This window comes from Pseudomonas taeanensis MS-3 (genome assembly GCF_000498575.2).
Taxonomy (GTDB): Bacteria; Pseudomonadota; Gammaproteobacteria; order Pseudomonadales; family Pseudomonadaceae; genus Aquipseudomonas; species Aquipseudomonas taeanensis.
Genome location: NZ_AWSQ01000001.1, coordinates 1394416 through 1416110 on the forward strand (window position 1 = coordinate 1394416; position 21695 = coordinate 1416110).

The following is a 21695-nucleotide window of genomic DNA, read 5'->3' on the forward strand; positions in this document are numbered from 1 at the left end:
GGGGATCCGGCGGCCTGCGCTCAGGTCAAACAAGGCAATTAGTCTAACGCAACTGTTTGCGAAAGTAGCAGCGACGCTGCGTCGAGGCTTAGCGGCGCACGCCGCTGATGCGCACCCAGCCGTCCTTGGTTGCGGTCGGGTCGAGGTCGAAGGCGTCGCTGTAGGCTGCGCGGACCTCCTCGGCCTGCTCGGCGAGGATGCCTGACAGCGCCAGGCGACCGCCAGGCTTGACCAGGCTGGTGATCTGCGGCGCCAGGGCCACCAGTGGTCCGGCGAGGATGTTGGCGACCACCACCTCTGCCTGATCCTGCGGCATGTCGGCCGGCAGGTAGACCGGGAAGCGTGCCGGGTCGATGCCGTTACGCCCGGCGTTATCGCGCGAGGCTTCCAGAGCCTGCGGGTCGATATCGGTGCCGACCGCTTGAGGGGCGCCGAGCAGCAGCGCGGCGATCGCCAGGATGCCCGAGCCGCAGCCGAAATCGATTACGCTGCAGTTGTCCAGCGTCTGGCCGTCGAGCCATTCCAGGCACAGCGCGGTGGTCGGGTGGGTGCCGGTACCGAAGGCCAGGCCCGGATCAAGCAGCAGATTGACCGCGTCCGGCTCCGGCGCGGCGTGCCAGCTCGGTACAATCCACAAACGCTGGCCGAAGCGCATCGGCTCAAAGCCGTCCATCCAGCTGCGCTCCCAGTCTTGATCAGCGATCACCTCGGCGTGGTGCTCCGGCAGTTCAGTGCCGGTCAGCAATTGCAGGTGGGCGAACACGGCTTCGGCCTGAGTGTCGGCTTCAAACAGTGCCAGCAGGTGAGTGTGCGACCAGAGTGGAGTGGTGCCCAGGTCCGGTTCGAAGATCGGCTGATCCTCGGCGTCCATAAAGGTTACCGAGACGGCGCCGACTTCGAGTAGCGCGTCTTCGTAGGTTTCCGCCTGATCCGGGGTGATGGCGAGACGGACTTGTAACCAGGGCATGGGGAAACCTCATTAGCGATAAAGCGGCCAGCGGATAAACGCCGCTGGCGATTGGCGGGCAAGCTTACTTGAGGGGCGGGCGGCCTTCCACCGCTATGGGCCGGGCGGGGGCTGCAGAAGCGACAAGGGCCGCCCGTGGGCAGCCCTTGTCATGTGGCAGCACTAGACTCAGTGCTTGTCCATACCCAGTTTCTTTTCCAGGTAGTGGATATTCACGCCGCCTTCGCAGAAGCCCTTGTCGCGCACCAGCATGCGGTGCAGCGGGACATTGGTCTTGATGCCGTCGACCACGATTTCGTCCAGGGCGTTGCGCATGCGTGCCATGGCCTCCTCGCGGGTGGCGCCGTGAGTGATCACCTTGCCGATCAGCGAGTCGTAGTGCGGCGGCACGGTGTAGCCGCTGTACAGGTGCGAGTCGACCCGCACGCCATTGCCGCCAGGGGCATGGAAGTGCTTGACCTTGCCCGGGCAGGGCATGAAGTTGTCAGGGTCTTCGGCGTTGATCCGGCATTCCAGCGAGTGGCCACGAATGACAACGTCGTCCTGGGTGAACGACAGCTTGTTGCCTGCCGCGATGCTGAGCATCTCCTTGACGATATCGATGCCGGTGACCATCTCGGAGACCGGGTGCTCGACCTGGACCCGAGTGTTCATCTCGATGAAGTAGAAGCCGCCGTCCTCATAGAGGAACTCGAAGGTGCCGGCGCCACGGTAGCCGATCTCGATGCAGGCATTGACGCAGCGTTGCAGCACTTCGGCGCGCGCCCGCTCATCGATGTACGGGGCCGGGGCTTCTTCCAGGACCTTCTGGTGGCGGCGCTGCAGCGAGCAGTCGCGGTCGCCCAGGTGGATGGCATTGCCCTGGCCGTCGGACAGTACCTGGACTTCCACGTGACGCGGATTACCGAGGAACTTCTCCAGGTAAACCATCGGGTTGCCGAATACCGAGCCGGCTTCGCTGCGGGTCAGCTTGGCCGACTTGATCAGGTCTTCTTCCTTGTAGACCACGCGCATGCCGCGACCACCGCCGCCGCCGGCAGCCTTGATGATCACCGGGTAACCGACTTCGCGGGCAATCGCCAGGGCAGTTTCCTCGTCTTCCGGCAGCGGGCCGTCGGAGCCGGGCACTACCGGCACGCCGGCACGCTTCATTGCGTCCTTGGCCGAGACCTTGTCGCCCATCAGGCGGATGGTCTCGGCTTTCGGGCCGATGAAGGCGAAGCCGGAGTTTTCCACTTGTTCGGCGAAGTCGGCGTTTTCCGCGAGGAAGCCGTAGCCGGGGTGGATGGCGGTGGCGCCGGTGACTTCGGCGGCGGCGATAATCGCCGGAATCTGCAGGTAAGACAGGGCGCCGGAGGCAGGGCCGATGCACACCGACTCGTCGGCCAGGGCCAGATGCATCAGTTCGCGGTCGGCGGTGGAGTGCACCGCAACGGTCTTGATGCCCAGCTCTTTACAGGCGCGCAAGACGCGCAAGGCGATCTCGCCGCGGTTGGCGATCAGAACTTTTTCCAACATCGCTGGCTCTCCGCGGTTCAAACGATTGTGAACAGGGGCTGATCGTATTCCACCGGCTGGCCGTTTTCGCCCAGGATGGATTCGATGGTGCCGCTGGTCTCAGCCTCGATGTGGTTCATCATCTTCATTGCTTCGACGATGCACAGGATGTCGCCTTTCTTCACGCTCGAACCCACTTCGACGAAGTTGCCCGAAGTCGGGGAAGCGGCGCGGTAGAAGGTGCCGACCATCGGCGAGCGCACCACGGTGCCGTTCAGCTTGGCTGCGGCCGGGGCGGCGGTTTCGGCTGTGGCGGCCGGAGCGGCAGCAGGCGCTGCCGGAGCAGGTGCCTGAGCATAAACCGGTTGCTGAGCATAGGCGGGTTGCTTGCCATGCCGGCTGATGCGCACGGACTCTTCGCCTTCGCGAATCTCCAGTTCGTCGATGCCGGATTCTTCCAGCAGTTCGATCAGCTTTTTGACTTTACGGATATCCATAGGTGTTCAACTCCCAGTGAGGTCAGGGTCGTTCGAGTTCAAGTTGTTCTAGCGCAGCCTCCAGGGCCAGCCGGTAACCGCTGGCGCCAAGGCCGCAGATCACTCCCACGGCAACGTCGGAAAAGTAGGAGTGATGGCGAAAAGGTTCACGCTTGTGCACGTTGGACAGGTGCACTTCGATGAATGGGATGCTCACCGCCAGCAATGCGTCACGTAATGCGACGCTGGTATGCGTGAACGCGGCGGGATTGATCAGAATAAAGTCGACACCTTCGCCTTTTGCGGCGTGAATACGCTCGATCAATTCGTACTCGGCATTGCTTTGCAGATACAGCAGATGATGGCCGGCTTCGCGGGCGCGGCGCTCCAGATCCTGGTTGATCTGCTCCAGGGTGATGGCGCCATAGACGCCAGGTTCACGGGAGCCCAACAAATTGAGGTTGGGGCCGTGCAGTACCAGTAAGGTAGCCATGATCGTCTGTTCCTGATTTCTCACGCTGCGCCGGACTATGCCGGAGAAGTCTTATGGCTGTCCAGTTATCAACAGTAGCCGACACGATGCCTGCACTTTGCGGCAAATGTATGACGCTGAAGCCAATAGATCGACGGCTCGCGCAGTGTGCGTAGTGAGTGGATTAATGACGGCTTAAAAGCGTGTGCGTGCCTGTTGCAGTCGTGCGGCAAAGGTCGCGGCATCGACTTCACCTACGACACGTAAATCCAGCCATTCGTCACCCTTTTCGTCGAACAGCAGGATCGCCGGTGGGCCGAACAGTTGGTAGCGGTCGAGCAGCGCGCGCTGGGCGGCATTGCTCTCGGTGATGTCGAAGCGCACCAGGCGGTAGTCGCCCAGCTGACTGCCGACCTCCGCAGCCGCGAGTACTTCGCGCTCGATCACCTTGCAACTGATGCACCAGTCGGCGTACCAGTCGAGCAGCAACGGTTGGCGACTGCTTTTGGCGGCGGCAAAGGCGGCGTCCAGCTCGGCGGGGCTGCTGATGACCTGCCAGCTGCCGGGGTTGACCTGGCTCGCCTGGGTGCCGGCCATGGCCATGCGCCCGAGCGGACGCAGCGGATCATCCTGGCCTTGCAGGGCGCCGGTCCAGGCCGCCAGGGCATACACCAGCAGTGCCAGGCCGGTCAGCTGGGCGAGTTTCTCCTTCGGCGTTTTCGTGACGAATTCCAGGGCACCGAGAAAAAGCGCCACACCGGCGGCGAGCAGTCCCCACAGCGCCAGGGTCAGCGGACCCGGCAGGACCCGTTCGAGCAGCCAGACGGACACTGCCAGCAACAGTACGCCGAAGGCGTTGCGCACGGCGATCATCCAAGTGCCGGATTTTGGCAGCAGGGCCCCGCCGCCGGTGGCGAACAGCACCAGAGGGGCACCCATGCCGAGGCCTAGGGCTAGCAGGCGCAGACCTCCGCCCAGGGCGTCTCCGCTGGCGCTGATGTAGAGCAGAGCGCCGACCAGAGGGGCCGACACGCACGGCGATACCAGCAGGCTGGAGAGTACGCCGAGTAATGCTGCATTGGTGTGGGAGCCGCCATGGGTCTTGTTGGCCCAGCGATTAAGCGGCTCGCTGACCAGGCGTGGCAGGCGCAGTTCGTAGACGCCGAACATGGCCAGGGCAAACAGCGCGAATAGCGTCGCGAAGGGCACCAGAACCCAGGCCGACTGCAGCCGTGCCTGCAGGTTCAGGCTGGCGCCGAACACGCCCATCAAAGCGCCGAGTACGGCAAAGCTGGCGGCCATCGGCAACACATAGGCCAGAGACAGGCTGAGGCTGCGCAGTCCGCCGAATTGCCCGCGCAGCACCACGCCGCTGAGGATCGGCAGCATCGGCAGCACGCAAGGAGTGAAGGTCAGGCCGAGGCCGGCGAGGAAGAACAGTGCCAGGTCGCTCCAGTTCCAGCTGCTGGCAGGGGTCGTCGGGCCCGGCGTAGCGGCTGCGCCCGGCAGGTCACCGCCGATGCTCAGCTGCTCGGTTTCCGGCGGATAGCACAGGCCTTTGTCGGCGCAACCCTGGTAGGTGACGCTCAGGTTGAACGGGCGGCTGAGCGGCTTATCCAGTGGTAGCTCGACATCCAGCACACCGTAGTACACCTCGACGTCGCCGAAGTATTCGTCGGTCTTTTGCTTGCCTGCCGGCAACCGGGCGGGGCCCAGGCCCATGTCGGCGGGCTCGCTGACGAACTTGAAACGGTGCTTGTAGAGGTAGTAACCCTCGGCAGGGACGAAGCGCAGCTTGATCGAATCGCCCGAGCTGTCGATCAGGCTCAGCTTGAAGGCCTCGCGCACGGGCAGGAAGTCCGCACTGTTGTTCAGTGCCGTGCCCAGTGGGGCCGCCTCTGGTCGGTTGTCGAGCAGGCCGGCGCTGGCCGGCAGGGCGATGAGCAGCAGGATCAGGCTGAGTAAGCGGCGCATGGGGGTCTCATCGGGCAGAAGTACCGTCATCATAACGGAGCCTTGTGCCTCAGTGCATGGGCCAGGCTGTAAGCGGTTTTTTCGGACGACGAAAGGCGGCTGCAGCGTGCTGGCCTACACGCGAAAGGCCTGTACCGCCCGGTGCAGCTGCCCGCCCAGTTGCAGCAAGTGTTCGCCTTGGTTGCGTCCTTCGCCAATCCGCGCCAGGTTGTCGCCACCGAGTTGGTGGATGCGCTCGCTATGCCCGCGTATCTCGCCGACCGCCCCGCTCTGTTGCGCGGTGGCCTCGGCGATGCGCTCGGCCATGCTGGCGATGGTGCCAATCGCCGCGACTATTTCGTCCAGCGCGCCATCGGCGGCCTCGGCCTGGCCTGCCGTCGCCTCGGCGTGTTCGACCTGGGCGCGCATGGCGCTCACCGATTGCCGGGCGGCTTGCTGCAGGCGACCGATCAGCTCCTGAATCTGCTCGGTGGCGCCGCTGGTACGTTGCGACAGTGAGCGCACTTCTTCGGCGACCACGGCAAAGCCACGCCCCATCTCACCGGCACGGGCGGCTTCGATGGCGGCGTTGAGGGCGAGCAGGTTGGTTTGTTCGGCGATGCTGCGGATCACCGTCAGCACCGTGCCGATGGTCGCGGTTTCCTCGGCCAGGGATTCGATGGCCTGGGCGTTGCCCTGCACTTCATCGACCAGCGCGTGCAGGCCGCTGAGGCTCTGGCCGATCACGTGTTGACCTTGTTCGACGGCGCGCCCGGCGTCGCGGCTGGCGTCGGCGGCCTGACTGGCGTCGCCGGCGACCTGTTGGATGGTCGACTGCAGTTCGCCAAGGGCATCGCGGATCTGTGCGGTATCGCCGACCTGGCGTTCGGCGCCCGTATGCAAGCCGCCACTGAGGTCGGCCAGGGTGCGGCTGGAGCCCGCGACCTGCTCGGCATGCAGGCGAATGGTGCCGACCAGATCGACCAGGTAGACGCGCAGGTGATTCAGTGAGGACTCGATATCGCGTAGCTCTCGGGTGCGTGAGGCCAACTGGATGTCTTCGCCGAAATCGCCCTGAGCCCAGGCCGAGAGGGCCGGAGCCAGGTGATTGAGGACACGGGTCAGGCGCCGCTGCAGGGTGTCGATGATCAGGGCAATCAGTAGGATCAGGCCAATCATCAGGCCCTGCATCAGGCGCACTTCGCCCTGGATGCGGCCGTGCTCGGCCCGCACGGCCGGCTCCAGCGCGGCCAGGGCTTGCTGCACGCTGTCGACCTGCGTACGGGTGGCCTGGGCTAGTTCACTGCGTTGTTCGATCAAGGCGCGGGTACGGCTCAATTCCGCCGGGTAGCGGCGGGTCAAGCTGGTCAGGTCGCGTTTCAGCGCGATGCCGCGGTCTTCTGCTAGCGCGCCTTCATCGTCATTGGCCAGGCCGAGCATGGCGGCGAAGCCAGTGCTGGCGGAGCTGCTGTCTTCTGTCACGCCCAGCAGGGGCAGGGCAGCGAGAGTCTTGACCTGCTGCTCGAGTGCGGCCAGCTCGCGCTCGACGTCGGCGGCCAGCTCACTGCGTCCGCTGCTGACCAGTTTGGCGCGGGCATGGGCCAGGCGGGTCAGGTGTAGTGCGGCCGCGAATAGCGCCGGACGGTAGCCGTTTGCGCTGGTCTCGGCGCTGCTGTCTACGTACTGGGCGAGCTGTTCAAGGGTGCCGAGAACTTCCCGTTCGGCCTGGATCAGTAAACCCTGTGGGTCGCCGGCGAGCTTGCCGGCCGCCAACAGTTGGCTGGCGCTGAAGGCACGCAGTTGACTCAGGCTGTCGCGCAACGGCTCGCCCAGTTCGGTTGGCAGCGCGTCGATGGTTTGCGTCAGACCGTCGAGCGCCTGCAGGGCGCGGCGATGGCGCAATGCGTCACCGCTGTCGAGGTAGGCCTGGATGTTGCCCGCGACATCTCGCTGGAACTGCTGGGACAGGCTCAGGTAACGCTCCATCAGCAGGTAGGGGCGTTCCAGGGCGCGTTGCGACCACCAGAGTGTGCTGCCCAGGGCGATGCAGACGGTGACCAGCAGCAGGGTATTGAGATTGGTAAGTGATTTCAGGCGCATAGGGCTCGACCGACGACGAAACGGTGCTGAGCCGCGCCTGATAAAGATCGGGTGCGGCCCCGGAGCCCTGAAGTTATTGCGTTTTCATTGCGAAATTATGACTACGTGCAGGCCGTCACAATTTTCGCTACAGCGGTTTAGGCGCCATACATCGCGACCCGGTTGCGCCCGCCGTGCTTGGCTACGTACAACGCTTCGTCGGCCTGCTTGGAGAGGTTCTTGCTGTCCAGGTCACTGCTCAGCTCGGCGATGCCGGCGCTGAAGGTACAGGACAGGTCCTGTGGCTGCGCCGGGTAGTGGATTTCCGCGAAGCGTCGACGCACCTCGTCGAGTACATGGGCGGCCGTCTTGGCGTCGGTGTTGGGCATGACCACGGCAAATTCTTCGCCGCCGTAACGGCCGATCAGATCGCTCTTGCGCAAGCGCTGTTTGAGGAACAGCGCCAGGCTCTTGATTACCCGGTCGCCCATGGGGTGGCCGTAGTTGTCGTTGACCTTCTTGAAGAAGTCGATGTCGAGCATGGCGAAGCTCAGTGGCTGGCCATCGCGCTGGGCGCGATAACGGGCATCTTCCAGCAGTTGCAGGGTGTGGGTGTGGTTGTACAGGCCGGTCAGGCTGTCACGTACCATGCGCGCCATGAGGTCGCGAGCGCGGGCGGCGCGGTTGCGCACGGTGGCGATCAGGTGGCGCGGTTTGATCGGTTTGGTGAGAAAGTCGTCGCCGCCTTCACTCATCGCATCGAGCTGTTTGTCCAGGTCGTCCTCGGCGGACAGGTAGATGATCGGCACGCTGACGTAGCGATCATTGTGGCGAATCACCTTGGCCAGTTCGGTGCCGTTGCAGTCCGGCATGTACATGTCGAGGATGATCAGGTCGGGTTGAAACTCGGCCAGCTCGGCCATCGCCTGGATCGGCTCGATCAGCGTGCGGGTAACGATCCCGGCGCTGTTCAACACGCGTTCGGTGTGGGTGGCCTGGGCCCGTGAGTCATCGATGATCAGCACTTTATAGGGCTCGTACTGCGCCACGTGGGTGAGCACTTCGATGCGTTCGAGCAGACTGGAGGCGTCCAGCGTGCCGGTGAAGAACTCCTGGCCACCGGCGCGCACGGCGGCCAGGCGGGTCGGGGTATCGGTGTCGTCGTGGCTGAAGAACAGCAGGGGGATCTTGTGCTGCAGGCCCTGTTGCACCGTTTCGGCCAGTTGCAGGCCCGCGCCGGGACCCGAGAAGTCCACCTCCATTAGAATCGCCGCCGGATGACGTTCGAGCATTGCGGCGCGAAAGGCGTTGGCCGAGTCAAACGGCTTGGCGCTCATGCCGAAGAACTCCAGCTGCTGAGCCAGGCGTTCGGCGCGATCGAGGTGCTGCAGGGCCAGGTAGACCGGTTTGCGCAGCGGCGGCAGTACGGTCTGTTCGAGGCGATCGCCATGGCGCAGGCCGGTACGTGACAGGCGCTGCATGAGCAGGTTGAGTTCGCTGATCAGGCCGCTGTTAAGTCGACCGCGGTTATCGGCTACCCCCTGCAGGCACTGGCCGATCGCCTTGGCCAGTTGCAGGTGTTCAGTTTGCTCGAAGCGTTCAGCGTAGCGCTGCAACAGCGATGTGGCATCGCCAAGTTCCTGCATGCCAACGCCGTTCCACTCGTTACGTTGCAAGCGCTGCCAGGCTTCCAGCACCTGTCGGGCCTGATGGATGACGCGCTGGGCAAAATGCTGCTTGAGTCGGTCGCTGCTGGGGTCTTCGTGCTCGGTCATGGCCCGGGTTCTTTTTCAGTAGGGACGGCGGGGAGCAGCCTGGGGTAGTGGCTTCATGCTACCACTGCTATGTGGCTACGCCAGCGCCGTCGATCCTTCGACACCGGCCTTCCATCCATCTTACTGACCATGATTCGCGTCCAGGGTTGCAGCAGCGCTAAGTTTGCTGATCGACGCTGCGCTTTGCCATGCGCTTAACTTATAGTGCAAGGCCGTTGTGCAACCCTGCTAGCGAGTTGCAGTCGAACAACCGAATGCCGTAGATGAAGGACATTGCCATGCTGGATTGGAAGAATCGCGCGACCACCGTGCGCGACAGCGCCGATAACTCGGTCGACAACATGAGCAGTCACCGGGGGGGCGGCTGGCTTGGCCGTGTGCTGGGTGGCTTGTTGGTCATTTACTTGTTGCTGACGCTGGTAGTCGGTTGGTACTGGAGCCAGGAACCCGAGTTGTTTCCAGTACAGGAGCGTGCTCAGGCGGCGGCGCAGAAAGCTCAGCGGCAGATGGTCAATGGCTACACCACGGTGGAAACCTTGAAACAGGTAGCCAGCACCTTGCTCGATAAACCGGGCGGTTATCTGTCTAACGACCTCGCTCCGCCAGGCTTGTGGCTGGACAACATGCCGAGCTGGGAATATGGCGTGCTGGTCCAGGTTCGCGATCTGGCTCGCGCCATGCGCAAGGATTTTGCCCGTTCGCAATCGCAATCTACTGAAGATCCGGACCTGGCCAAAGCCGAGCCGCGTTTCAACTTTGACAACAAGAGTTGGGCGCTGCCGGCATCCGAATCGGAATACCGCGAAGGGATCAAGCTGCTGGATCGCTATCTGAAGCGGCTGGCCGACCCAAGCCAGCGCAATGCGCAGTTCTACACCCGCGCCGACAACCTGAATAACTGGTTGGGCGATGCCGCGACACGTTTAGGCTCGCTGTCGCAGCGCTTGTCCGCCAGTGTCGGTCAGGTGCGCCTGAGCGATGGTGTGAAGGATGCGGCGCTGGATGCAGACGGCCTGCCTCAGGTGAATGAGGGCAACTACGAGACGCCGTGGCTGCAGATCGACAACGTGTTCTACGAGGCCCGTGGTCAGGCCTGGGCACTGTCGCATCTGTTGCGCGCCATCGAGGTGGACTTCGCCGACGTGTTGGCGAAGAAGAACGCGGCAGTCAGCGTGCGCCAGATCATTCGTGAACTGGAGGCCGCCCAGGAAACCCTGTGGAGCCCGGTGATCCTCAACGGCAGCGGCTATGGTCTGTTGGCCAACCACTCGCTGGTGATGGCCAACTACATCTCGCGGGCCAACGCGGCGATTATCGACCTGCGTACGCTGCTGAGTCAGGGCTAAAGGATGGCGGTGTCCGATGCCGAGGTGGTGCACCGCGCCGCCTCGGATGCAGAACTGGTCGCCTGGGTCGACGAGCAGGATCGTCTGCTCGGCAGCCTGCCGCGCGCCGAGCTGTGCGAACGCGGCCTGATCGGTCGCGGCACCTTTATCCTGCTGTTCAACTCCGTCGGTGAACTCTGTGTGCACCGGCGCACCCTGAGCAAGGCGCTGTATCCCGGCTACTGGGATGTGGCAGCCGGCGGCATGGTGCAGCAGGGCGAAAGCTACGCCGAGTCTGCCGCCCGTGAGCTGGAGGAGGAGTTGGGCATAGCGGCTGTCGCGCTCCATGAGCATGAGCGCTTTTTCTTCGATCAGGCAGGCAACCGGTTGTGGTGTGCGGTGTTTTCCGCGGTGTCCGATGCCCCCTTGCGCTTGCAGCCCGAAGAGGTGCTGGAGGCGCATTTCATGTCGCCACGGCAAGCGCTGGACGAGGCCTTCGAAAAGCCCTATTGCCCTGACTCGTTGGAGGCGCTACGGCGCTATCTTGGCTAGTGCGCTGCGGGCTGTGAACTGCCAGTAATGCTGCGCAAGGACCGGGGAAATGTCGCCTGGTTGCCGATTAATGGCGCAATTTCGCACTTAGCATTCGCCGTCTTTGCCGTTACACTGCGCGCCCTTTCAAGCCCGAGCCGCCCAGCTCGGGTGCGCTGCCCCTGCCAGAGTGGGGCTTCGCGGCTGATTTTTTCAGCCAGTCGCTTTCAGCGTGCCGATCGCTCGGTACGCTCCTGACCCCTACGAGGATAAGCCGGTGGTCAAGAAAGCTTCGCCATTCGCCGCCCTCGGCGGCCTGGTGTATTCCACCGACAGCGGCCGGCATTGCCCGGACTGTGGCCAGCCGGTGGACGCCTGCACCTGTAAGCAACAGCAGATCCCTGCCGGAGATGGCATCGCCCGTGTGCGCCGCGAAAGCAAAGGCCGTGGCGGCAAGACGGTGACCACCATCAGTGGCGTGCCGCTGGCCGAAGATGCCCTGAAAGAGCTGGCCACTGCGCTGAAGAAGCGCTGCGGCTGCGGCGGCGCGCTGAAGGACGGGGTGATCGAGATCCAGGGCGAGCACGTCGAACTGCTGCTCGAAGAACTGCTCAAACGCGGTTTCAAGGCCAAGAAGTCCGGCGGCTGATTGCACTTTCCCTACACGTTCTCGGCAGTTGGCCTGTTCACTGCCGGGTCCTGCTCATTGCCAAAATTAATACCGGTCGTTGAGTCCGTATGCGCGCAAAGCCCGCAGGAATGGCTCAATGGCTGCTAATCTGCTCTCGCCCTGACCGATTGGCTTCAGGGCTTTTTATCGCTAGCAAGGGAGACCTCGATGTCTGTACGACGCACACGCAAAGATGACGGCAGCCAGTGGACAGTGGCGGACAGTCGCAGCGTCTATGGCATTCGCCATTGGGGCGCGGGTTATTTCGCGATCAATGACAGTGGCCGCGTCGAGGTGCGTCCTAATGGCCCCGACAGCACGCCCTTCGACCTGTCAGCGCAGATCGATGAGCTGCGTCAGAGCGGTCTCAGCCTGCCATTGCTGGTGCGTTTCCCTGACATCCTGCAGGACCGAGTGCGCCAGCTGACCGGCGCCTTCGATGCCAACATCGCGCGGCTCGAGTACCAGAGCCAATACACCGCGCTGTACCCGATCAAGGTCAATCAGCAGGAAGCGGTGGTGGAGAACATCATCGCCACGCAAAACGTCTCGATCGGCCTGGAAGCCGGCTCCAAGCCGGAATTGATGGCGGTGCTGGCGCTCGCGCCGAAGGGCGGCACCATCGTCTGCAACGGCTACAAGGATCGCGAGTTCATCAAGCTGGCGCTGATGGGGCAGAAGCTCGGGCACAACGTGTTCATCGTCATCGAGAAGGAATCCGAGGTGCAGTTGGTGATCGAGGAGGCGGCCGAACTCAAGGTCGCCCCGCAGATCGGCCTGCGCGTGCGCCTGTCTTCGCTGGCCTCCTCCAAGTGGGCCGATACCGGCGGCGAGAAGTCCAAGTTCGGCCTGTCGGCGGCGCAGTTGCTGTCGGTGGTCGAGCGCTTCCGCGCGGCCAAGCTGGATCAGGGCATCCGCCTGCTGCACTTCCACATGGGTTCGCAGATCGCCAACCTGGCCGACTACCAGCACGGTTTCAAGGAAGCCATCCGTTACTACGGCGAATTGCGCGGTCTCGGTCTGCCGGTCGATCACATCGACGTCGGTGGCGGTCTGGGGGTGGACTACGACGGTACCCACTCGCGTAACGCCAGCTCGATCAACTACGACATGGACGACTACGCCGGTGTGGTGGTCGGCATGTTGAAAGAGTTCTGCGATGCCCAGGAGCTGCCGCATCCGCATATCTTCTCCGAGAGCGGCCGCTCGCTGACCGCGCACCACGCCATGCTGGTGGTGCAGGTCACCGACGTGGAGAAGCACAACGACGAGGTGCCGCTGATCGAGGACAAGGCCAGCCTGCCGGAGACCGTGCAATACCTGGTCGAACTGCTCGGCCCGACCGACATCGAGATGGTCACCGAGACCTACTGGCGCGCCACCCACTACATGAGCGACATCGCCAGCCAGTATGCCGAGGGCAAGATCAGCCTGCGCGAGAAGGCCCTGGGCGAGCAGTGCTACTTCGCCCTGTGCCGGCGCCTGTACAACTCGCTGAAGGCGCGTCAGCGTTCGCATCGCCAGGTGCTCGACGAGCTCAACGACAAGCTGGCCGACAAGTACATCTGCAACTTCTCGGTGTTCCAGAGCCTGCCCGACACCTGGGCCATCGGCCAGGTGCTGCCGATCCTGCCGCTCAATCGCCTGGACGAAGAGCCGATGCGCCGCGCGGTGCTGCAGGACCTGACCTGCGACTCCGACGGCAAGATCCGCCAGTACGTCGACGAGCAGAGCATCGAAACCAGCCTGCCGGTGCATGAGGTGCGCGAGGGCGAAGATTATCTGCTGGGAATCTTCCTGGTCGGTGCCTATCAGGAAATCCTCGGCGACATGCATAACCTGTTTGGTGACACCGATTCGGTGAACATCTACCAGAACCAGGACGGCAGCGTGTACCACGCTGGCATCGAGACCCACGACACCATCGAGGACATGCTGCGCTACGTGCACCTGTCGCCGGAGGAGTTGATGACCCACTACCGCGACAAGGTCGCCAGCGCCAAGATCAGCGCTCGCGAACGCACCCAGTTCCTCGACGCCCTGCGCCTGGGGTTGACTCGGTCCTCCTATCTGTCCTGACTGTTGCTGCTACACAGACGCCCGGTTGTCACCGGGCGTTTTCGTTTCTGCGGCAGACTCGTAGCCCGGATGAAATCCGGGACTGGGTTAGCAGTGTTCCCGGATTGCATCCGGGCTACGTCGGGCGAGTGTTTAGCCCGTCACTCCAAAGCCCCGGGCCATCAGCGCCGCCAGCAGCGGAATGATCAGCAGCAACAGCAGCTCCAGGCGAATGGTCATGATCACCAGTTTGCCCTGGCGCGCGCTGACTTGCGGAACCTGTCCGGCTTTCAGGGTATTGCGCCAGTTGAGGAATACGAAGGTCGGCAGGCCCGACAGCAGGGCAACCAGAATGAACAGGCCGAGCTTGGCGTGGAACAGGCTGTTGTGCAGGTAGTAGTCCAGCCCCTTGGCGTACCAGAACACCCGCGCGGCGCCGGTGGCCAGCACCAGGCCGGCGCTCAGGCCGTAGGCGATGTCGATGCGGATCAGGCTGCGCGCCCGCTCCAGATCCAGCGGCAGCTTGAACAGGCGGTGTTCGAGGGTCAGCAAGGCGAATAGCAAGAAGATCGACAGGTAATGCAGGTACGCGGCGATGGCTGCGGCCATGGGGACTCCTTTCTGGTGCGAGGTTAGCGGGTTATTAGCTGTCGGTGGCAGGGCCCCTCAGGGCCGATCCTGGGCCGCCTGTCGCGGGTTGCAAGGGCCGAACCACAGGTCGTGACGACTCAGGTAGTGAGCATAGGCGCCCAGGCAGAGGCTGCGCAGGGCCATGAAGCAGAGAAAGGTCAGCCACAGGCCGTGATTGCCCAGGCCCTGTAACAGCCAGGCCAGTGGCAGGCTCAGGACAACGGCCAGGAGCATGGCGTCGCGCATCTCGCGGGCCCGGGTGGCGCCGATAAACAGGCCGTCGAGCAAGTAACTCCAGACCGCCACCAGTGGCAGCAGGGCCAGGTAGGGCAGGTACTCGAACGCCGTCTCGCGCACCGTGGCGATGTCGGTCTGCAGCTGGATAAAGCTCTGCCCAGCGATCAGGAAGAACAAGGCGAAGCCCAAGCTGGCGAGTAGCGACCAGCCGCCGGCGACTATCAGGTTGCGGCGCAATGCGTCGCGATCGCGGGCGCCCAGGGCATGGCCACACAGCGCTTCCACCGCATGGGCGAGGCCATCGAGGGCGTGGGCGGTAAGCAGCAAGCCGTTGAGCAGCAGGGCATTGGCTGCGACCGTGGCATCGCCCAGGCGGGTGCCCTGCACGGTGATCAGAAAGAACACCGCCTGCAGCGCCAGGGTGCGGATAAAGATGTCGCGGTTCACCGCCAGCAGCGGCCGCCAACTGAGCCAGCGGCGCAGCGCCGGCCAATCGATCTGGCCGGCATAACGGCGCAAGGCGCGCCGCGCCAGCCACAGACCGAGCAGGGCGCCGCTCCATTCGGCGATCACCGAGGCCCAGGCCGCGCCGGCCACACCCCAGTGCAGGCCGAGGACGAACAGCAGGTCGAGGGCCACGTTGAGCAGATTGGTGGTCAGCAGGATCGCCAGTGGCCCGCGGGCGTTCTGGGTGCCGAGCAGCCAGCCGATCAGCGCATAACTGGCCAGCGCCGCCGGCAGGCCGAACAGGCGGATCTGGAAATAGCCGCGGGCCAGCTGATCGAGCTCCGTCGAGGGTTGCATCAGGCTCAGTGCCAGGCTGCTGAAGGGCAGCGCGATGAGGATCAGCAGCAGGGCCAGGCCGCCGCCGAGCAACAGTCCTTGCAGCAGTACCTGACGCAGGGCGCCGCCATCGTCGCGGCCGGCGGCCTGGGCGGCGAAGCCGGTGGTGCCCATGCGCAGGAAGCCCATGGCCCAGGTCAGCAGGGTGTACAGGCTGGCGCCGACCGCCACCGCCGCGAGCTGGTAAGCGTGGGGCAGGTGGCCGACCACCGCGCTGTCGACCAGCGCCACCATCGGCACCGAGATGTTGGACAGGATCATCGGCGCGGCCAGCGCCCATACCCGCCTATGGGTCGGGCTGTGCTGCCAGGCGTCGCGTAGCAAGGACATGAAGGCTCCGGAAAATGCCGAATTATAAGCGCGGTTCCCGGCTGAGGAGCAGCTCCGATGTGGATGGCGCGTGCGCGACTATAGCGCCCACAAGGTCAGCGCAGATGTTGCGTCATGCCGCGTCCGGGGCTGACTAAACTCATACTCAGGGGGATCGGCAATGGCCGCACACGGGCGGTCGAGGAGGTGGATCATGCACATGGCGCAAACCTTGGAACGCAGCCTGCAACGGGCGCATTGTCAGTTCGAGTTGGTCGAGCATACGCACTCGGCAACCAGTCTGGAGTCGGCGCGCAAGGCCGGTATTCCCGCCGCGCGCATGGCCAAGTCGGTGATCCTCGATGATCGGCGTGGGCATTACCTGATGGCCGTGTTGCCGGCCGACCGCCAGTTGGACCTGAGCAAGGTGCGCAAGGGGCCGCGGCGCTGGCAGCTGAGCGGCGAACAGAGTCTGGCCAGACTGTTCAAGGACTGCGAGCACGGCGCGGTGCCTGCTTTGGGCGAGGTCTACGGCATCGACATGCTGATCGATCCGCTGTTGGTTCGTCAGCAGGACATCTACCTGGAGGCGGGTGATCACGAAAGCCTGGTGCATATGCCGATCGACGAGTTCTTCAAGCTGGCACCCAACGCTAAAGTCTGCGAGCTCTGCCATTGAGTTGAGGCCGGAGGCGCGGCGGCTTCGTCCTGCCGGCCTCGTCGCTCCAAGGGCGCTCGGCTATAGTGTCTGGCCTCTGCGCCCATCACTTTTGGAGCCTGCAATGCCGATCAAAGGATTGTTTCTGGCACTTGTCCTGAGTTTGCTCAGCGCCTGTGACTCCTCCACGCCCGAACCGGCCAAGGTCTCCCAGTCTGAGCCTGTTGCGGCTCAGCAAAGGCTCAAGCCGGTCGTCGATCGCGCCGCCCTGGCCGAGCGCTATGCCGACCGTGAGTTGAGCGTGGTGGATGTCTCAGAGGTGCAGCAGGATGGTGCCAGCGCGCTGTCCGTGAGCTTTTCGGTGCCGCTCGATCCGGAGCAGAACTTCGCCGAGCGACTGCACCTGGTCGATAGCAAGAGTGGCAAGGTCGATGGCGCCTGGGAGTTGGCCGACAATCTGATGGAGCTGCGCCTGCGCCATCTGCCACCACGGCGCAAGCTGGTGCTGACCGTGGATGCCGGGCTGCGCGCGGTGAACGGCCAGGCGCTGGCCGCCGAGCACGTCAGTCGCCTGCAGACGCGCGACCTGCAAGCCAGCGTCGGCTTCGCCAGTCGTGGTTCGCTGTTGCCGACTCGCCTGGCCGAAGGCCTGCCGGTGATCGCGCTGAACGTCGATCGGGTCAACGTCGAGTTCTTCCGCATCAAGCCGCAGGCGCTGCCGAGCTTTCTCGGCCAGTGGGGGCGCAGCAGCAACCTCGACACCTGGGAGGCGCAGCAACTGCTGCCGATGGCCGAGCTGGTGTATGGCGGGCGTTTCGAACTCAACCCCGCGCGCAATACACGGGAAACCCTGCTGCTGCCGATTGCCGGGCTGGAACCGTTCAAGCAGCCTGGGGTGTACCTGGCGGTGATGCGTGCGGCGGGCAGTTACAGCTACTCGCAACCGGCCACGCTGTTCAGCCTGAGCGACATCGGTCTGTCCGCGCACCGCTATCGCCAGCGTCTGGATGTATTCACTCAGGCGTTGGCCGGCGGCCAGGCCTTGGCCGAGATCCAGCTGGAACTGTTGGACGGCAAGGGCCAGGTGCTGGCCGAAGGCAAGACCGATGGCGCTGGGCATGCCGAGCTGCCCCTGCCGGCCAAGGCCGAACTGCTGCTGGCGCGCCAGGGCGAGCAGACCAGCCTGCTGCGTCTCGGCGGGCCGGCCCTGGACCTGGCCGAGTTCGATATCGCCGGGCCCAAGGCGCACCCACTGCAGTTCTTCGTGTTCGGTCCGCGTGATCTCTATCGCCCTGGCGAAACCGTGTTGCTCAATGCCCTGCTGCGTGACGCCGATGGCCGCGCAGTCAAGCCACAGCCGGTGAATGTCGAAGTGCGCCGGCCGGACGAGCAGGTCAGCCGCAAATTCGTCTGGCAGGCGGATGACAGCGGTCTTTATCAATACCCGCTGCACCTGGCCGAGGAGGCGCCGACCGGGCGCTGGCAGTTGCTGTTCGACCTCGGCGACGGTTCGCCGCAGTTGTATGAGTTTTCGGTGGAGGACTTCCTGCCCGAGCGTCTGGCGCTGGAACTGAAGGGTCGCGATACCCCGTTCAAACCGGGCGACAGCGCGCGCTTCGAGGTCAGCGGACGATACCTGTATGGCGCTCCGGCGGCCGCCAACCGCCTCAGCGGCCAGCTCTACGTGCGGCCGCTGCGCGAGGCCGTTGCCAGCCTGCCGGGCTATCAATTCGGTTCGGTGATCGAGAAGGAGCTGAGCCAGGACATCGAACTGGACGAGGTCGCCCTGGATGAGCAGGGCAAGACCACGTTGAACATCGACAGCCGCTGGGGCGAGGTCAAGTCGCCGCTGCAGCTGATCCTCCAGGCCAGCCTGCAGGAGTCCGGCGGCCGGCCGATCACCCGGCGCCTGGTTCAGCCGGTGTGGCCGGCCGAGCGCTTGCCCGGTGTGCGTGGGCTGTTCGACGGCGAGCAGGTCGACGCCGACAGCCTGGCCGAGTTCGAGGTGCTGGTGGCCGATGCCGCCGGCCACAAGCTGGCCGCCGAGCAGCTCAGCGTGCGCCTGATCCGTGAGCGTCGCGACTACTACTGGAACTTCTCCGACAGCGATGGCTGGAGCCACAACTACAACGAGAAGTACCTGACCCTCAACGAGGAAACCCTCAAGGTCGCGGCCGGCGGCACGGCGAAGATCAGTTTCCCGGTGGAGTGGGGACCGTACCGGGTCGAGGTGATCGACGCTCAGACCGGCCTGCTCAGCAGCCTGCGGTTCTGGGCCGGTTACCGCTGGCAGGACAATGCCGACGGCGGCGCGGTGCGTCCGGACCAGGTCAAACTGGCGCTGGATAAGCCGGCTTACCATGAGGGCGAGACAGCGCAGATCACGGTCACGCCGCCGGCCGCCGGCAACGGCTATCTGCTGGTCGAGTCCAGCGATGGTCCACTGTGGTGGCAGGAGATCGAGGTGCCGGCCGAGGGCAAGACCTTCGCCATTCCCATCGACAAGACGTGGGCGCGACACGACCTGTACGTCAGTGCCCTGGTGATCCGCCCCGGCGAGCGCAAGAGCAACGCCACGCCGAAGCGCGCGGTCGGCCTGCTGCACCTGCCGCTGCAGCGCGCGTCACGCCAGTTGGCGCTGACCTTACAGGCGCCGCAACAGATGCGCCCGAACCAGCCGCTGAAGGTCAAAGTGCAGGCGCGCAATGCCGACGGCAGCGCAGCGAAACAGGTGCAGGTGCTGGTCGCCGCCGTGGATGCCGGCATCCTCAATATCACCGACTACCCCACGCCCGATCCCTACGCCGCGCTGTTCGGGCGTAAGGCCTACGGCGCCGACCAGTTGGATGTGTATGGCCAGCTGATCGAGGCCGGCCAGGGGCGGGTGGCCAAGCTGGCCTTCGGTGGCGACGCGGCGCTGGCGGCCGGCGGTAAGCGCCCGGATACCAGCGTGCTGATCGTCGCCCTGCAGAGCCAGCCGCTGCAGTTGAACGAGCGGGGCGAGGGCGAAGTCAGCCTGGATATTCCCGATTTCAACGGCGAGCTGCGGCTGATGGCCCAGGCCTGGACGGATCAGCGCTATGGCATGGCCGAGGCCAAGAGTCTGGTGGCCGCGCCGCTGATCGCCGAGCTGTCGATGCCGCGCTTCCTCGCCGGTGGCGATGAAACCAGCCTGGCGCTGGACCTGCACAACCTGTCCGGCCAGGCTCAGCAGCTCGAGGTGCAGCTCAGCGTCGACGGCCAGCTGAGTCTGAGTGAGCCCGCTTCGGCGCAGTCGACGATCAGCCTGGCTGATGGCGAACGCCGCAGCGTGCACATCCCGGTGCGCGCCCTCGGCGGGTATGGCCAGGGCCGGATCGCGGTCGCGGTACAAGGCTTGTCGCTACCCGACGAACAACTGCCGCCATTCAGTCGCGAGTGGACCCTGGGCATTCGTCCGGCCTATCCGGCGCAGCTGCAACACTTTCGTACGGTGCTCAAGGGCCAGCCCTGGAGCCTGCCGGCCGGCACCCTGGAGGCCTTCGAACCGGCGGGGCTGCAAGCGCGCCTGGCCATCTCCAGCCGGCCGCCGCTCAACCTTGGCGAGCAGATCCGGGCGCTCAAGGCCTACCCCTATGGCTGCCTGGAGCAGACCACCAGCGGCCTGTATCCGTCGCTGTATGCCGACGCGGCCACCCTCAAGCGACTGGGCCTGGAGACCGAGCCGGACGAGCAGCGCAAGCGCGCCATCGAACTGGGTATCGAACGCCTGCTGAGCATGCAGCGCTACAACGGCAGCTTCGGCCTGTGGGGCGCCGATGGCGAGGAGGAGTACTGGCTGAGCGCCTACGTCACCGACTTCCTCCTGCGCGCCCGCGAACAGGGCTTCGGCGTGCCGGCCGAGGCGCTGAAGAAGGCCAGCGAACGGCTGCTGCGCTATGTGCAGGAGCGCCAGTTGATCGAACTCAACTACAGCCAGAACGCCAACCACAGCCGCTTCGCCGTGCAGGCCTATGCCGGCTACGTGCTGGCGCGCAGTCAGCAGGCGCCGCTCGGCGCGCTGCGCAGCCTGTTAGAACGCCGCGCCGATGCGCAGTCCGGGCTGCCGCTGGTGCAGCTGGCCATCGCCTTGCAGAAGATGGGCGATCAGCCGCGCGCCGATCAGGCCCTGGCCGCCGGCCTCGCGCGCGGTCGCGACAGCGAGGGCTGGCTGGCCGATTACGGCAGCCCGCTGCGCGATCAGGCGCTGATCCTGGCGCTGCTGGAGGAGCATGACCTGGCCGCCAGCAGTCGCGAACAGCGCCTGTTTGCCCTGGCCGACGAAGTGGCCAGTCAGCAGTGGCTGTCGACCCAAGAGCGCAATGCGCTGTACCTGGCCGGGCGCAACCTGCTGAGCAAACCCGAGCCGGCCTGGCGCGCCGAGCTGAACAGCGGCAGCTTCGCCTTCGCGCTGAGCAACGGGCAGGCGGGTATCAAGCTGGACGGTGGCGAGCTGGCCGAGCCGCTGAGCATCAGCAACTCGGGCGACGAACCGCTGTATCAGCAGCTGACGCTGTCCGGCTTCCCGCTCAAGGCGCCAGTTGCTGGCGGCGAGAACCTCAGTATCCAGCGCGAATACCTGGGCATGGACGGTCGCCCGCTGGACCTCGGCGCGCTGCACAGCGGCGAGCTGGTGCTGGTGCACCTGACGCTGGCGGCCAAACAGCGGGTACCGGATGCGCTGCTGGTCGACCTGTTACCGGCCGGGCTGGAGCTGGAAAATCAGAATCTGGCGCAGAGCGCCGCCAGCCTGGCCGATGCCGGCACGGCGGTGCAGGCGTGGCAGAAGTCGATGGCCAACGCCAACCTCAAGCACCAGGAGTTTCGTGCAGACCGTTACGTCGCGGCGCTGGACCTCGGTGCTTACGGCAGCACCCACCTGCTCTACCTGGCGCGCGCCGTGACCCCGGGCAGCTACCGGGTGCCGCCGCCGCAGATCGAGTCCATGTACCGGCCGAACTGGCAGGCGCTGGGCGAAACCCCGGGGCGCTTGGTGGTCAAACCGCGTTGAGTGCGCATTCCCGGATTGCATCCGGCTACGAAAGCAACCCGTAGCCCGGATGCAATCCGGGGTAATCCAACAGTGAGTCGGCGCCAAGTATTTCCTGGATTTCATCCAGGCTACGAGAACTCCCGGAGCGCCTGTATAGGTGTAGCCCGGATGTAATCCGGGGATCGACCGGACAAGGAGGTCTGG

15 protein-coding genes are annotated in these 21695 nt (G+C 64.6%); 6 read left to right on the top strand and 9 right to left on the bottom strand.

The genetic code is table 11. From position 1 onward, the window contains the following. Positions 1-88: 88 nt before the first annotated feature. From prmA to TMS3_RS06065, 7 genes are all read right to left on the bottom strand, one after another. On the bottom strand, positions 89-967 hold the full coding sequence (gene prmA / locus TMS3_RS06035) for a 50S ribosomal protein L11 methyltransferase (RefSeq protein WP_025164358.1): 879 nt from the start codon (positions 965-967) through the stop codon (positions 89-91). A 168-nt stretch (positions 968-1135) separates the two neighbouring features. Continuing rightward, entirely contained in the window at positions 1136-2485 is a 1350-nt protein-coding gene (gene accC, locus TMS3_RS06040) for an acetyl-CoA carboxylase biotin carboxylase subunit (RefSeq protein WP_025164359.1), read from the bottom strand. Positions 2486-2502: 17 nt separating this feature from the next. Beyond that, positions 2503-2961, bottom strand: a complete 459-nt coding sequence (gene accB / locus TMS3_RS06045) for an acetyl-CoA carboxylase biotin carboxyl carrier protein (protein ID WP_025164360.1) — start codon at positions 2959-2961, stop codon at positions 2503-2505. A 22-nt stretch (positions 2962-2983) separates the two neighbouring features. Next, the gene (gene aroQ / locus TMS3_RS06050; RefSeq protein WP_025164361.1) at positions 2984-3433 is read right to left on the bottom strand and encodes a type II 3-dehydroquinate dehydratase; all 450 of its coding nucleotides are present in this window, start codon (positions 3431-3433) and stop codon (positions 2984-2986) included. A gap of 174 nt (positions 3434-3607) precedes the next feature. Beyond that, entirely contained in the window at positions 3608-5386 is a 1779-nt protein-coding gene (locus TMS3_RS06055) for a protein-disulfide reductase DsbD (RefSeq protein WP_025164362.1), read from the bottom strand. A gap of 114 nt (positions 5387-5500) precedes the next feature. Beyond that, positions 5501-7465, bottom strand: coding sequence for a methyl-accepting chemotaxis protein (locus TMS3_RS06060; protein ID WP_025164363.1), 1965 nt, complete (start codon positions 7463-7465; stop codon positions 5501-5503). Between the two features lie 137 nt (positions 7466-7602). Further along, positions 7603-9219 carry a response regulator gene (locus TMS3_RS06065; RefSeq protein WP_025164364.1) on the bottom strand — a complete coding sequence of 539 codons (1617 nt, stop codon included), beginning with the start codon at positions 9217-9219 and terminating at the stop codon, positions 7603-7605. Between the two features lie 278 nt (positions 9220-9497). On the opposite strand from TMS3_RS06065, the gene TMS3_RS06070 reads away from it, so the two are divergent. The 4 genes from TMS3_RS06070 (at position 9498) to speA (ending at position 13824) form a co-directional block, all read left to right on the top strand. Continuing rightward, on the top strand, positions 9498-10565 hold the full coding sequence (locus TMS3_RS06070; RefSeq protein WP_025164365.1) for a DUF2333 family protein: 1068 nt from the start codon (positions 9498-9500) through the stop codon (positions 10563-10565). Positions 10566-10568: 3 nt separating this feature from the next. Continuing rightward, a complete protein-coding gene (locus TMS3_RS06075; RefSeq protein WP_025164366.1) occupies positions 10569-11096 on the top strand; it encodes an NUDIX hydrolase in 528 nt (175 codons plus the stop codon). Between the two features lie 256 nt (positions 11097-11352). Next, positions 11353-11724, top strand: coding sequence for a translation initiation factor Sui1 (locus tag TMS3_RS06080; RefSeq protein WP_025164367.1), 372 nt, complete (start codon positions 11353-11355; stop codon positions 11722-11724). Positions 11725-11913: 189 nt separating this feature from the next. After that, positions 11914-13824: an arginine decarboxylase gene (gene speA / locus TMS3_RS06085; protein WP_025164368.1), complete on the top strand. Its 1911-nt coding sequence runs from the start codon at positions 11914-11916 to the stop codon at positions 13822-13824. A 132-nt stretch (positions 13825-13956) separates the two neighbouring features. On the opposite strand, the gene TMS3_RS06090 is transcribed toward speA, so the two are convergent. Both TMS3_RS06090 and TMS3_RS06095 read right to left on the bottom strand, forming a co-directional pair. After that, positions 13957-14412, bottom strand: coding sequence for a DUF2214 family protein (locus TMS3_RS06090; protein WP_025164369.1), 456 nt, complete (start codon positions 14410-14412; stop codon positions 13957-13959). A 57-nt stretch (positions 14413-14469) separates the two neighbouring features. After that, the gene (locus TMS3_RS06095) at positions 14470-15843 is read right to left on the bottom strand and encodes an MATE family efflux transporter (protein ID WP_025164370.1); all 1374 of its coding nucleotides are present in this window, start codon (positions 15841-15843) and stop codon (positions 14470-14472) included. Between the two features lie 193 nt (positions 15844-16036). Between TMS3_RS06095 and TMS3_RS06100 the strand changes: the two genes are divergently transcribed. Both TMS3_RS06100 and TMS3_RS06105 read left to right on the top strand, forming a co-directional pair. Beyond that, positions 16037-16501, top strand: a complete 465-nt coding sequence (locus TMS3_RS06100; RefSeq protein WP_025164371.1) for an aminoacyl-tRNA deacylase — start codon at positions 16037-16039, stop codon at positions 16499-16501. Positions 16502-16604: 103 nt separating this feature from the next. After that, positions 16605-21509 carry an alpha-2-macroglobulin family protein gene (locus tag TMS3_RS06105; RefSeq protein WP_025164372.1) on the top strand — a complete coding sequence of 1635 codons (4905 nt, stop codon included), beginning with the start codon at positions 16605-16607 and terminating at the stop codon, positions 21507-21509. Positions 21510-21695 lie beyond the last annotated feature (186 nt).